The organism is Bacillus sp. FS02, assembly GCF_024398395.1.
In the GTDB taxonomy this organism is placed as follows: Bacteria; Bacillota; Bacilli; order Bacillales; family Bacillaceae; genus Bacillus; species Bacillus altitudinis.
This window is the reverse complement of record NZ_CP074101.1, coordinates 905657-918422: the sequence shown is the minus strand read 5'-3', so window position 1 is coordinate 918422 and position 12766 is coordinate 905657. Positions and strand designations below refer to the sequence as shown.

Annotated in this window: 16 protein-coding genes and 1 pseudogene; 8 read left to right on the top strand and 9 right to left on the bottom strand. The window is 39.8% G+C overall.

Going from position 1 to position 12766, the window contains the following annotated elements:
- Positions 1–2: 2 nt before the first annotated feature.
- A complete protein-coding gene (locus tag KFQ09_RS04705) occupies positions 3–191 on the bottom strand; it encodes a YhzD family protein (protein WP_008348907.1) in 189 nt (62 codons plus the stop codon).
- Between the two features lie 173 nt (positions 192–364).
- Here KFQ09_RS04705 and KFQ09_RS04700 point away from each other — a divergent pair.
- The 4 genes and pseudogenes from KFQ09_RS04700 (at position 365) to KFQ09_RS04685 (ending at position 5738) form a co-directional block, all read left to right on the top strand.
- Positions 365–1580 (top strand): annotated as a pseudogene (locus KFQ09_RS04700) (exonuclease SbcCD subunit D).
- 16 nt (positions 1581–1596) lie between these two features.
- The gene (locus KFQ09_RS04695; RefSeq protein WP_255836062.1) at positions 1597–4383 is read left to right on the top strand and encodes an ATP-binding protein; all 2787 of its coding nucleotides are present in this window, start codon (positions 1597–1599) and stop codon (positions 4381–4383) included.
- Between the two features lie 62 nt (positions 4384–4445).
- Positions 4446–5399: a 3'-5' exoribonuclease YhaM gene (gene yhaM / locus KFQ09_RS04690; protein WP_007497151.1), complete on the top strand. Its 954-nt coding sequence runs from the start codon at positions 4446–4448 to the stop codon at positions 5397–5399.
- A 108-nt stretch (positions 5400–5507) separates the two neighbouring features.
- Complete coding sequence (locus tag KFQ09_RS04685; RefSeq protein WP_017360318.1) at positions 5508–5738, top strand: sporulation YhaL family protein; 231 nt, start codon at positions 5508–5510, stop codon at positions 5736–5738.
- A 55-nt stretch (positions 5739–5793) separates the two neighbouring features.
- Here KFQ09_RS04685 and KFQ09_RS04680 read toward each other — a convergent pair whose 3' ends face one another.
- Positions 5794–6669 (bottom strand): peptidylprolyl isomerase, encoded by an 876-nt coding sequence (locus tag KFQ09_RS04680; protein WP_007497153.1) that lies wholly within the window; start codon positions 6667–6669, stop codon positions 5794–5796.
- Positions 6670–6830: 161 nt separating this feature from the next.
- Here KFQ09_RS04680 and KFQ09_RS04675 point away from each other — a divergent pair, with 161 nt between their 5' ends.
- Positions 6831–6917, top strand: a complete 87-nt coding sequence (locus KFQ09_RS04675) for a YjcZ family sporulation protein (RefSeq protein WP_008361129.1) — start codon at positions 6831–6833, stop codon at positions 6915–6917.
- A 145-nt stretch (positions 6918–7062) separates the two neighbouring features.
- Positions 7063–7152: a YjcZ family sporulation protein gene (locus KFQ09_RS04670; protein ID WP_017360317.1), complete on the top strand. Its 90-nt coding sequence runs from the start codon at positions 7063–7065 to the stop codon at positions 7150–7152.
- Positions 7153–7205: 53 nt separating this feature from the next.
- On the opposite strand, the gene KFQ09_RS04665 is transcribed toward KFQ09_RS04670, so the two are convergent.
- On the bottom strand, positions 7206–7391 hold the full coding sequence (locus KFQ09_RS04665; protein WP_072368131.1) for a hypothetical protein: 186 nt from the start codon (positions 7389–7391) through the stop codon (positions 7206–7208).
- 82 nt (positions 7392–7473) lie between these two features.
- A complete protein-coding gene (locus tag KFQ09_RS04660; RefSeq protein WP_007497155.1) occupies positions 7474–7992 on the bottom strand; it encodes a DUF3267 domain-containing protein in 519 nt (172 codons plus the stop codon).
- Positions 7993–8226: 234 nt separating this feature from the next.
- Here KFQ09_RS04660 and KFQ09_RS04655 point away from each other — a divergent pair, with 234 nt between their 5' ends.
- Positions 8227–8571, top strand: a complete 345-nt coding sequence (locus KFQ09_RS04655) for a YhaI family protein (RefSeq protein ID WP_007497157.1) — start codon at positions 8227–8229, stop codon at positions 8569–8571.
- Here the strand turns inward: KFQ09_RS04655 and KFQ09_RS04650 are convergent.
- Both KFQ09_RS04650 and KFQ09_RS04645 read right to left on the bottom strand, forming a co-directional pair.
- A complete protein-coding gene (locus KFQ09_RS04650; protein WP_008348891.1) occupies positions 8549–9163 on the bottom strand; it encodes an HTH-type transcriptional regulator Hpr in 615 nt (204 codons plus the stop codon). The two genes, KFQ09_RS04655 and KFQ09_RS04650, sit on opposite strands and share 23 nt — an antisense overlap.
- Before the next feature lie 187 nt (positions 9164–9350).
- Positions 9351–9707: a YtxH domain-containing protein gene (locus tag KFQ09_RS04645; RefSeq protein WP_007497160.1), complete on the bottom strand. Its 357-nt coding sequence runs from the start codon at positions 9705–9707 to the stop codon at positions 9351–9353.
- A gap of 129 nt (positions 9708–9836) precedes the next feature.
- Between KFQ09_RS04645 and KFQ09_RS04640 the strand changes: the two genes are divergently transcribed.
- Positions 9837–10028 (top strand): membrane protein YhzF, encoded by a 192-nt coding sequence (locus KFQ09_RS04640; RefSeq protein WP_008348888.1) that lies wholly within the window; start codon positions 9837–9839, stop codon positions 10026–10028.
- A gap of 254 nt (positions 10029–10282) precedes the next feature.
- Here KFQ09_RS04640 and KFQ09_RS04635 read toward each other — a convergent pair whose 3' ends face one another.
- The 3 genes from KFQ09_RS04635 to KFQ09_RS04625 form a co-directional block, all read right to left on the bottom strand.
- Positions 10283–10801, bottom strand: a complete 519-nt coding sequence (locus KFQ09_RS04635) for a tryptophan transporter (RefSeq protein ID WP_008348886.1) — start codon at positions 10799–10801, stop codon at positions 10283–10285.
- Positions 10802–10926: 125 nt separating this feature from the next.
- A complete protein-coding gene (serC, locus tag KFQ09_RS04630) occupies positions 10927–12006 on the bottom strand; it encodes a 3-phosphoserine/phosphohydroxythreonine transaminase (RefSeq protein ID WP_007497164.1) in 1080 nt (359 codons plus the stop codon).
- A 158-nt stretch (positions 12007–12164) separates the two neighbouring features.
- Positions 12165–12593: an HIT family protein gene (locus KFQ09_RS04625; RefSeq protein WP_024719993.1), complete on the bottom strand. Its 429-nt coding sequence runs from the start codon at positions 12591–12593 to the stop codon at positions 12165–12167.
- Positions 12594–12766 lie beyond the last annotated feature (173 nt).

Sequence of the window (12766 nt, the reverse complement as noted above, 5' to 3'; positions counted from 1 at the left end):
TTTTAACGTTCAAATAAAAGAAGTTTACCTGCATCATTTACGAGCCGGTGAGAATGCTTTGTGTATTGTTGTTCGATTAAACGATGACGTCCTAATTCTTTTGCTTTTTCATCACTATCTGTGGTGATTTTTTCGTTTAATAAGGTTTCACCTGACGAATCAAATACAGTCAAAAAGTAGGTTTTCTCCATCTCTGATCTTCCCTTTCTTCTTGTTTTTTAATGAATTATACAAGGAGGAAGTTAAAACCTCTTTTTTTACCCCTAAAAATGTGTTTTTTAGAATAAGAGCGATAGAACGTGCATTCGTAAAAACGGCGTGATAAAATATGGACAACTACAGTAACGTACAAGGAGATAGACGTTTGACGAAGCTCACTTTTATTCATGCCGCAGATCTTCATTTAGATAGTCCGTTTGCGGGAATGTCCAATATACCGAACCGAATTTTTAAGAGGTTGAAAGAAAGTACATTTCAAAGTGCCAAGAACATGTTTGAACTTGCAATTGATCGAGAAGTAGACTTTATGCTGCTAAGCGGAGATCTATTTGACGAATCGAATCGCAGCCTAAAAGCACAACTTTTTTTAAGAAATCAGTTTCTTAAGCTGCAATCACACGGGATTGAAGTGTTTATTATTTATGGTAATCATGATCATTTAGGTGGTGAATGGACACCAATTGAGTGGCCAGAGAATGTTCACGTTATTTTGAGCAGTACGCCAAGTGAGCAAGCCTTTTATAGAGAAGGTCAGCTTGTGGCAAGTATTTACGGGTTCAGCTACAAAGAGCGGGCTGTCCATGAAAATATGACACCTTACTATGAAAAAAAAAACAGATGCCCCCTATCATATTGCCATGCTTCACGGCACATTAGCAGGTCAAGAAGGGCATGATGCGTATGCACCATTTCAGCTTCAGCAGCTTCTAGCGCGGGATTTTGATTATTGGGCGCTTGGACATATTCATAAGCGGGCTCTTCTGCATGAAGATCCAATGGTGATTTATCCTGGAAACGTGCAAGGAAGACATATAAAAGAAACAGGAGAGAAAGGCTGTTATGTCGTTTACCTATCTGAAGATGCTCAAAGAGCGGAGTTTGTGAGCTGTTCAGATGTCATCTTTGAGACATTGACAATAGATATCACACATACCGCTCATATGACCGATCTTGTGACACTTGTGGACAAAAAGATGAGTGGACTGAAAGAGAGAGGTGTTCCTCATTTTGTGAAAATCGTACTAACTGGCGATGCTCCTGCTTATATGGAGCTCACGCAGCTTGAAGTGCTTGAGGAGCTGATGGTTGTACTTCATGAACAGGAGGAAGATGAAGACTTGTTCGTTTGGGTGATGTCGATTGACTGCCGGACATATGAAGATGCCGTCTATCCAGAAGATTCTTTTTTGACAGAACTAACAGCAGAAATTGCCGAGTTTGATGCGTATGATGAGCTGCTTTTACCGATCAAGCGTCATCCAACCTATAGAAAAGCAGGAAAAGCTCTTACAAAAGAGGACGAGATCGATATTAAAGAAGAGGCACAAAGGCTGCTGGCAGAACAGCTGAAGCAATTATGAGAAAAGGAGAGGCATGATGAAAATACGTTCACTCCATATTGCGAATTTCGGGAAATTTTCCAATCAAACCTTCCACTTTTCTGATGACGGTTTTCAGTTAGTTTATGGCCTGAATGAATCGGGGAAAACGACATTGAAGGCGTTTATTGAATCGATGTTATTTGGTTTTTCCAAAAGCCATATGTATAAGCCAAAGCATGGCTCGTTTTATGGTGGTTCTCTTACGTGTTTAGATGAGGAATTAGGTGTGATTCATATTGAAAGAACATCTGATCATGGCGGCCAAGCTCAGGTGTTGCTTCCAAATGGTGAAGTGAAAGATGAAGCTTTTCTACATGCGATGTTAAAGGGAACGGATCGCAGATTATACCAATCGATCTATTCTTTTGACGTGTTTGGTCTGCAAAATGTACAAGCATTAAATCAAGATCAAATAGGGGAATTTTTACTCTTTTCAAGTTTGTTTGGCTCAGATGCGGCATCCAAAATGGACAGTAGGTTGCTAAAACAGCAGGAGCAGCTTTTTAAACCGAATGGACGTAAGCCTGAATTAAATCAGCAGCTTGATCATGTAAAAGAGCTGTCAGGTAAGTTGAAACAGGCCAAATTGGTAGAAAGTCGTTATACCGAAAAGAAAAAAGAACAAGCTGAATTAACCGAGAAGGTAGAAATGCTTCAGCATGAAATGAGACAGACTGAAAAAGAGATTCAGCATTTGACTGAACATATTCGACTTTATCCTATGATAGAAAAAAAGATAGAGTTAAAAAAAGATTTGGCTAGTTATCCAGAACGAGTCAAACGGTTTAGACCGGAAACCGCGCATGAACTTGATAAATTAGAATCACACCTTCACCCAAAAAAGGCGCAATTGACGGCACTGAAACAAAAATTAGATCATTTGCAAACGTCGCTCACGCAAGTTCAGCCACTCTATGACAAGGATACGGTATTGGAGATGAAGCGAGTCATAGCTGAATCATCTGATGCTGAACTTGTGAAGAAACGCTTAGCAGAAGGGAAAACAGAGCAGAATTCTTTGAAACAAAAAATAGAAGAAGCATCAGCGAAGCTGAAGTGGCAGCGTCCAATCAAGCTTGACCAGCTGGATGATTCACTTGACTTTGAGTGGGAATTAAAAGAGGCTGTGAGCCAATACGTTCGTTTAATGGATAGGAAAACGCAGCTCGATGACCGGTTTGATCATGCAAGACATGAGCTAGAAGAAGCGGAAACCGCTCTAAAAGGATTAAAGGAACAGCCCGTTAAAGAGCAAGATGCAGAAGATGTCAGGGGCACAAGGGCTACAGTGAAACAGAAGCATTCCAGAGTGTGGTTATTCCCGCTGATGTTCGTGCTATGTGCTATCATTCTCACGGTCTTATTCGTTTTAGCAGAGAGCTGGGTGACGTTACTGTTTGCAGGATTTTCCGTATTTATCTTGATTGCTATTTATCCAGTGCTTAAACAGACTCAGATGAAGGAAGCAAACGACAGTAACGCCTATCATTCTTTTCAAGTTCAAACAGCTTCAGCTGAAACGCTAGTGAAGCAAAAGGAGCTTTTATACGAAAGAATGATACAGCAGTATGAAGACTGGGAGCGGGAACTGGAACCTGTACAGCAGCAAGTAGAAGATATGAGAAGGCAGCTGGGGTTGTCCTCAGAGCTCTCATTCCTTGTGGAAGCTTTCCATATCCTGAAACAATTAAAAGCGAATACAGCGGCATATGAGGCGCTTAACAAGGAAATAGAGATGCTCACACAGCAGCAATCGACCTACGAGCAAAGAGTTTCAGCGCTCATGAGTCTCCTTCAAAGAAAAGAAGGGACCATTCAAGAGAATATCTCAGCCTTTCAAGAGATATTGAAAGATGAGGAAAAAAGAGAAAAAGAATGTCAGACATTGCACGTATCCATTCAACATGTAGAGCAGCAGCTGACAACATTAGAAGGAGAAGTTCAATATTATGAAAAACAAACGGACGAGCTTTTTCGAAAAGTAGAAGCAGCGTCAAAAGAAGATTATCATGTCCTATCTCATCTATCCAAAGAATACCGTGAGCGGCTGTACAATTTGCAGCAGCTGAACCAAGAGCTGCACAAAAGCGGTTATATAGATGAGGAAGAGGTCATTGTCCGTAAAGGTTTACGCACCCTTGAGGAGCAGTGTGCACAAGCAAAAAAACGTCTGAATGAATTGCAAGAGAATGTGACGAATATGAAAAAACGCTTGGCAGAATTAGCAGTAGAAATACGCCAAATAGAAGCATCAGGTACAGTGTCTGATTTGACTCATCAGCTTGCTGTAGAGCAGGAGCAGGCAAAGCATCTAGCGAAAAAATGGGCGGCTATTCAGCTCGTTCGTTCCGTCATTCGAGAGAAACTCAATGAGCATAAAGAAACGAGGCTACCAGCACTCCTCCAAACAGCTTCCCGATTTATTCAGCCGTTAACGAATGATCGATATGAAGTGATTTTATTTTCTGCCGAAGATGACCGGCTGATTGTGAAACGGAGGGATGGACGCCTATTCCGCCCGGAGGAGCTTTCACAAGCAACATGTGAGCAGATTTATCTCTCGATTCGTTTTGCACTTGCTTTGTCCCACCAGCAAGATTGTCAGCTCCCATTTATGATGGATGACAGTTTCGTTCACTTTGATCATGTCCGTCTAGAAAGGGTACTGGAGCTGATGAATGAACTCACTCGTTTTGAAACACAGCTGTTTTATTACACTTGTCATCATTATATGAAACAAGCAGCGGAAAACGGGCAGATTACGAGTTTAGCAGTGGAATGATTGACAAATTATGACTTATGTTATACTTATATGAGCAGAAACATGGAAGGAGCATTTATTGAATGGCTAAAGGGATCATGACCTATGACGTCGGCGAACAAGTTGACCTGCATTTATTAATTAAATCATCTACTAAAGGGATTGCGAGTAATGGCAAACCATTTTTAACGTTAATTCTTCAAGATCAAAGTGGAGATATTGAGGCGAAGCTATGGGATGCAAAGCAGAATGATGAACTCACATATGCCGCACAAACCATTGTAAAGGTAGTAGGTGATATTCATCATTATCGCGGAAGGAATCAGCTGAAGCTTAGGAATATACGTCCTGTTGCTGAAAACGAGCAAATCCGCATTGATGATTTTCTAGAAACAGCTCCTATTCCAAAGCACGATATGATGGATACCATCATGCAATATATTTTTGATATGAAAAACCCTAATATTCAGCGTGTCACAAGACATTTGCTGAAGAAATATGGACAGGAATTCGCTGATTACCCAGCAGCTACGAAAAACCATCACGAGTTTGTTTCGGGTCTTGCCTATCACGTGGTATCGATGCTTCATTTAGCGAAATCCATTGTTGATCTATACCCATCACTTGATCGAGATCTTTTATATTCAGGGATCATTCTACATGATTTAGGGAAAGTCAAAGAGCTTTCGGGTCCTGTCTCCACCACATATACAGTAGAAGGGAACTTAATTGGCCACATTTCTATTATGGTGACAGAAATTGCGAAAGCCGCAGAGGAGCTTGGCATTGATTCTGAGGAAATTCTGATTCTGCAGCATTTAGTGCTGAGTCATCATGGAAAAGGGGAGTGGGGCAGTCCTAAACCACCAATGGTGAAGGAAGCGGAAATTCTCCACTATATAGATAATTTAGATGCAAAAATGAACATGATGGATCGTGCGCTTGAGCATGTGAAGCCAGGAGAATATACAGAGCGTATTTTTGCACTAGAGAATCGTTCGTTTTATAAACCAACCTTTCACAATGAATCATCATGATAAAACGCCCGTTTGATGCGGGCGTTTTTTTTCATAACTTGTCTTCTTTTCGCATAAGCATGTAACACAAAGGAAGAGAGATTAGTCCTGAAAAAGGAGGGGAAGACAATGTTATTTTTTCCATGGTGGGTATATGCATGTATCATTGGTATTATTTTTTGTGCCTATAAATTAATGACGACAGCCAAAGAGGAGCAAGAGATTGATCAATCCTTTATTGAAAAAGAGGGAGAAATCTTTATCGAACGAATGGAGCAGGAGAGAGAGCGTAGACGTCAAGGACAGCAAATGAAACGATCACAGGAAACGGCGAAGCATGAGGACCATTCGATTGCATAATCAATAAGAATAAAAAAACCCCTCTACAAGTTCATGTAGAGGGGTTTTTCGTTCATTATTGGTTTGTTGTTTGTTGTGTGGTTTGCTCAGATTTTTCTTTGAATGTATTTTCAAGTTCTTTATCTTTTACTTTCACATCAGCATCTTTCACCAATTTGTTTAAGATCGTCTGAATTTCATTGTTATCTGCTTGTTTTTGATCAAGCAGTTCTTTTTTCAAGTCTGCTTTCATGTCATCGTATTTACCGCGTTCTTCGGTCTTTTTAATGATATGGTAACCAAATTGAGATTTTACTGGTTTGCTGATTTCATTTACTTTTAGTTTGAAGGCAGCTTTACTGAAGTTCTCATCCATTTGGCCATCTTTTGCGAACCAGCCTACATCGCCGCCTTGTGCTGCTGAAGCAGTGTCAGTTGAATATTCAGATACAAGGTCATCCCATTTTTCGCCTTTATCTAATTTCTTTTCTACTTCATCTGCTGTTTTCTTGTCAGCAACTAAAATGTGGCTTGCACGGATTTTCCCTTTTAGGTCATCATAATACGCTTTTACTTCTTTGTCAGTGATTTTGATGTTAGCTTTGGCAGCCTTTTGAGTCAGCAGCTCATATTTTACTTGATCTTTGATGTAATCTTTTCCGAATTCATCTTGAAGTTGTTTTAAACGATCTTCACCAAGTGTCTTTTTATATTCTTCCAATTTCTTATCAATTTCTTTATCTGATACTTTGTATTTGTCAGCAAGAACCTTTTGTTGAACAAGTAGGTTTAAAGCATCTCCACCTGCTTGTTTTTTAAGTGTTGTGTAAAGCTCTTCTTTTGTGACATCTCCTGATTTTGTTGTTGCGATCACTTCTTTGTCACCGCTACTGCATGCGCCAAGAGTTAAAACACTTACTGCTGTTACAGCTGCTAAAGCCATTTTTTTCATTCAAAAAACACTCCTAATCTTTCCAATTTATTTATCATTGCTTGTATCATAACATATTGTGACATGCTGTAAAAAGAAATGCAAATGGGAGGGCATTCGTCTAGTCAAATTTTTGCGACCAACATACACATATATTGATCACAAAAAGGAGGCTGAATTATATGGGAGCAGGATATTCTAATGGGTTTGCTTTATTGGTCGTGCTATTCATTTTGCTGATCATCGTTGGTGCAGCATATCTTTATTAATTAAATCGCTGTTACAGAAAGGAGCCGTCCTGCCATGCGTGCGGGCGGTTCTTTTTTAAAACGATGACAAGTGCCTAAACGTTTTAAAATTTTCTGCATACACTGAGCTTAGAACAGAGGAAGAACTGGCAGGAGGTGTTTTCACATGGGAGGAGAAGTCTTTGCTGGCGGTTTTGCACTAGTCGTCGTATTATTCATCTTATTGATCATTATCGGTGCATCTTGGATTTGCTAATAGATCATCATACACAAAAAGCTGCCATCAAACAGGCAGCTTTTGCTTTGATCTTAAATAGATATGGTAATTTCAACAAATGATGAGATCAGTAAGATCAGTATCGATACATTGATAAAGCGAAACACCTTATCTTGCCGTTCTTCAGGAATCTCTCTGACAAGGCATAATGTATTAGTAAGCCTGTTTATTGAATACACAATAAACGCGGCAAAGACGATGAAGTAAAATAAAACTATCGGAGATCCCCCCTCTCTATGCTATTCCCATACTACATTACCAAATTTTTTATGAAAAAGATAGAAGTTGGCTTTAAAAACCTCATGATGAGGAAGTTGGGTCAACTAAAATATCAAACTCGTCTTGGGCTTGATCAATGATGCATGATTTTGGCGCTTTTAGCAGTTTCCAAGCAAATAAAAAGTCAGGCAAACAATAGCCTGCATGAATACTTGCGATCATAATAAAATAGTGTGCGTACATTGGAAATGCCATTCCTAAAACAAAGTAAACAGGTGAGATGACACAAAACGGGCTGAGCAGTGAGAAAAGCATCACTCTCTTAGGCACGCGCTGCCAGCAATTTCGTTTAAATAACGTCATTTTTTTCTTATGTTTCATGACTGGGATCAAGTGAACCACGCGGTGGACAAGCAATGTCGCAAGTAAAAGCACGACAAAAAGTGGTGCATTGTGACTGCTGAGTCTCGTTTCAGGATGAGTCAGTTGAAAACATAAAAATGCCATAATGAAAAAAAATACAGTAAGACATATGGCTGAAATCATCATTCTCGTATAACCATAATCCTTTTCAAGATTAATGGTCTTCCAACAATTCATTTTTCATCCTTCCAATCTCAAAAAAACTAATTGAATATCTCAAGATAATTTACTCTTCCTGAGGATAAAAATCAATGGTTTTCATGAAAAAAAATAAATTGTTACATTCATATGGAATAAAGAGAGGAAACTTTGGGTTTTTCAAGAAAAAAAGACATAAGAGGGAGGTTCGTCTCTTTCGTCAATGAGTAATTTCGGCTAAAATAGAGTGACTAAGAGAAAGAGGGAACGTACATGAGTATTGAGGAACGAATGAGCCAGCTCGAATATTATATGGAACTGTTACTGACGGCGACAGATATGAGCCGTTATCCATATTATGCGCTATTGATCCGGCAGCGTGTATCGAAAGAAGAGGCAAAGGACATTGAGCGTATTTGTGCTGAGCTCTCAGATGAAATGGACAAGCAAAAAGCACAAGGCTACGTCATGTTCGACGATCTCCTTGCGCTGTTTGCGGGACAGTTAATTGAAAAGCTGGATGTTCATGAGACGATTTTTGCTTTGCATGATCAAGGGCTGTTTCAGCCGTTAATGAATGAATTTATAAAGATCATTAAACAATTTGATTTGCTTTAGCCGCTTTTTCCTCCGCTGAGTCTTCAAGTTCTTCAGGCTTTTTCGTGACTTTCCCACGTTCATTCAAAAAGTCCTTCTCAATGTTTGAAAACGATTTCTCAAAAATCTCCATGAAGTCCTCACCATAAATGTTTCGGATAATACACATCATTTCTAAAATTTCAGGGAACTTTCCGTAAATGTCATGAAGCGGCTGTGCGCCTTTGACAATACCAGTTCGGGCCGGGTCATAATCTTCGAGTAGTTTATGGAATGTCTCTTCGCCTTTTGGCGTTAGCTCAATATACGTATTGCGTTTATCGTTTAACTTTTTAGAAAATTTTAAAAATCCTCGTTCCTCCAGTTTCTTGGAGAAGTTAAACGCCGTTGATACATGCATGACGCCAAACTTTGCAATTTCTGATATTGAAGCTCCTTTTAATTGATACGCAATCCACAAAATATGATGTTCATTGATATTTAGGTTATACGGTTTGATCCACTGCTGCCAGTCCTTTTCAATGGATTTCCAAAGAGCTTTGCTCAATTGGGCCATTCTTTGACTGAATAAAAGTGCTTCTTTTACATCGAAAGGCTGTTCCGAATGATTCATCCATTTCACCTACTTCTCTTTTTCTTGTAATTCTATTATGCCAATAAAATAAAGATTAATAAAGCTGAAAATTCAAGAATTTTTAAAAGTCATGAAAAACATTGACAAAATAACCTTTTTTCAACAAAAAAAGTGCGGGATACGCACCCCGCACACTTTTGTAAACGAATATTTTTTTGTGAGTATATTAGTTTTGTAAGGTTTTCTCCAGTTGTTTGAGCTTTTCCTCAATTTCCTGAATTTCCTTTTGTAAGTCCTGCTGATGAGGTTTGATTTCCTCGCGCCATTGCTGTATCGATGTTTGTAATTCAGTTCCGACCTCTTTAATGACTTCAGCACTTTCTTTTGCGGTTTCAACAATCTGCTCTTTTAAAGCTTGTCCATCTCTTTTTAATCTTGTCAGCGTATCTTCGAATTTGTCATAGCCGTCTTTCATCTTTCCGCGTACATCTCTGCCAGAAGAGGGAGTCGTCAGGAGCACTGCCGCACCTCCGAGGAGACCGCCTACAAATAATCCTGTTAATAAAGAACGTCCACTAGCCATTCCAATCACCTCTAGTCAAATTTTTACACATTCGCATGTTCTCTCTGAGCTGACGATCAGCTTCATTGAACTTCCATACATAGCTTGCTTTATTTTAGCATACTTTTGAAGAAAAGGGAGGGGAGAAGGTTGTCTGTCTTTCTGTTCGTTTTTACGTGTATGTGTGTGATTTTCGCAGGTGGTTCTATTCATTATGTAAGGCAGCTTGGGTATGCAGGGTCTTATCCGCCAAAACATGTATTAAGACAAAAAGCAATTGTGTGTGCTGCAGGTGCAGGGATTTCGCTCTCCATTTTGCTGCTTACCCTTTTTCTTTTATAGAAGCATGAAAAAAAACTCTTCATCTAATGAAGAGGTTCCAGCATGTAGACAAACCCTCGCATTCGTTGTCAGTCCTGCGTGCAGGTGCTCACGAATGTCAAATTCGCTCCGCGCCAGTACTCGTCCTTCCTAGACTTCAAGGGCTTTCAATCATGCTGAAAAGAAGACAAAGGGCTAAAATAAAGAATCATTTTAGCCCTTTGTCAACAATATGAAAAAAACCTCTTCATCTAATGAAGAGGTTCAGTTATTCGTTAAGCGACTTCAATCATTCTTGCGCGCTTTAATATGGACTGAGCAATCGGGAAGACAAATACCATAGCTATCGTATTGATCACAGTTGCTGGCAGGACAACACCTACAAGAAGTGCTGGTAACGCAGCCGGCAGTCCAGTAATCAGTAAAGCGGCAGATAGGAAAATCACGCCTGATACGACGGTCCCAACAGCGGTGAGTACAGCAGTCAGAACGACTTTGTTCTTGATCTTCTGGCAAGATAAGAAAAGGGCTAAGAAGATAAAGGCTGTCACCGGTTTATCAATCATATTTGGAATTTGTCCGCCTGGAAAACCTGTTGTCAAAGCGGAAATGACCCCAGTGACTAGGGCGATCACAACGACATGCTGTACCTTCGGAAAAAGGATGATGCTTAAAAACATCATAACCAGCATCATATCAGGCTTCATTCCGAAAAAGATGGGCGGGAAAATCGTATGCAAAACAGCTCCCATTGCTGCAAGCAATGACATAATCACTAATTCTTTTGTTTTCATTTCTATGCTCTCCTCTGCTAAGCTCTTAGAACTCTCCAATAATATGGCTGATCATTTATTGCAAGAGTCATGACTTTATATTTCTCGTTATTATAACAAATTTATTTCACGATAGAAAAGCCTTTTTACTCATTTTCTTGCTGGAACTTTTTCATAAAGTCCGCAAGCTTTTGGCAGTCTTCTATAGAGACAGCGTTGTAAATCGAGGCTCTACATCCGCCAACAGAACGGTGGCCGGCGAGTCCAACCATTTGTTCTTGTTTTGCTTTCTCCACAAAGGATGCAGTGAGTGCATCATCACGCAGGGTAAACGTGACATTCATATGCGAACGGCTGTCAGCACGTGCATGCCCTTTGTAAAAACCGCCACTTTGATCAATCGTATCATACAGAAGCGCTGCTTTTTGTTCATTGCGTTTTTCTGCTGCTTCTACACCGCCCGCCTGTTTCACATGCTCCAGGACAAGGGACAGCATATAAATCGCAAAAGTTGGTGGTGTGTGATAAAGAGAATTGGCTTTGGCATGTGTTGAATATTTTAAAATTTTAGGTGTGCCGCTTTTTTCTTTCTCTAATAAACGTTTGCGCGCGATCACAATCGTGATACCAGAAGGCCCTAGATTTTTTTGTGCCCCGGCATAAATGAAATCAAATGAAGACACGTCTATTTTTTTGCTGAGAATATCACTGGACATGTCGGCAATAAGCGGGAGTGACGTGTTCGGGAACGTTTTCCACTGAGTACCGAAAATGGTATTGTTCGATGTGATGTGCAAGTAAGCACCGTCATTTAAAACGGAAGCATCTACATCTGGAATATACGAATAGTTGTCGTCTTCACTTGAGGCAAACACTGATGTTTCACCAAACCCTTTTGCTTCTGACAAGGCTTTTTCTGACCAAGCACCTGTTTGGATGAAATGAGCCGTTTCGCCTTCATGTAAGAAGTTCATCGGAATCATTGCAAATTGAAGACTTGCCCCGCCTTGTAAAAAGAGGACCTCATAATCTTCTGGAATGTCCATCAATTCTACCAAGAGTGCTTTCGCTTTATTGTGGACTTCTTCATACTCACCGCTGCGATGAGAAAGTTCCATCACAGACATCCCGGTTTGTTTAAAATCAACAAGTTCTTCCTGTGCTTTTTGAAGCACTTCTAGCGGCAGCGCCGCCGGACCAGCATTAAAATTCGTCGTTCGCTTCATCACAATCTCTCCCTATTTCTCGCGTTAATGGATCAAAAGATAAAACCATCCTATCACAAATTTGAAGCATTTGGACAAAAAATTTGAATCGTCCTAAATATCTTACGATTCAGAGAATAAGCACAGAAAAGAAGTGAAAAAAAGAAAAACCTCATCCATTAAGATGAGGTAAGGCGCGTATGGATGGCAGAAGAAATGTCTTTTAAATCCTCTGCTGTATATTGATCTTGGTGAGATTTCCATACGGCACCAAAGCCGTCGCCTTTACCATAACGTGGAATGATGTGCATATGGTAATGGAACACAGATTGTCCGGCTTTTTCACCGTTGTTGTTCAGAAGGTTTAAACCAATTGGTTCAAATTCTTGCTTAATCGCTCTAGCGATTTTCGGAATCGCTTGGAAGTAATGATTAGACACTTCTGGTGTCATGTCATAAATGTTTTCTTTATGTATTTTCGGGATTACAAGGGTATGTCCTTTTGTTACTTGGCTGATATCAAGAAAAGCCAATACATGCTCGTCTTCATATACTTTTGCACATGGAATGTCTCCATCAATGATCTTGCAAAAAATACAGTCGCTCACGCCATGTCACTCCTCATTATTTTTCCTTTATCGTATCACAAAAAGAAGAAAAAAAGAAAACAGGACAAGCGAACTCCTTTGGTCGCTCATCCTGCTCCTGCAGAAGAAATGCTGATGCTTTCATTTGATATGCCTTTTGAATTCTTTATTTACTGAAATAAAGAATTCATATG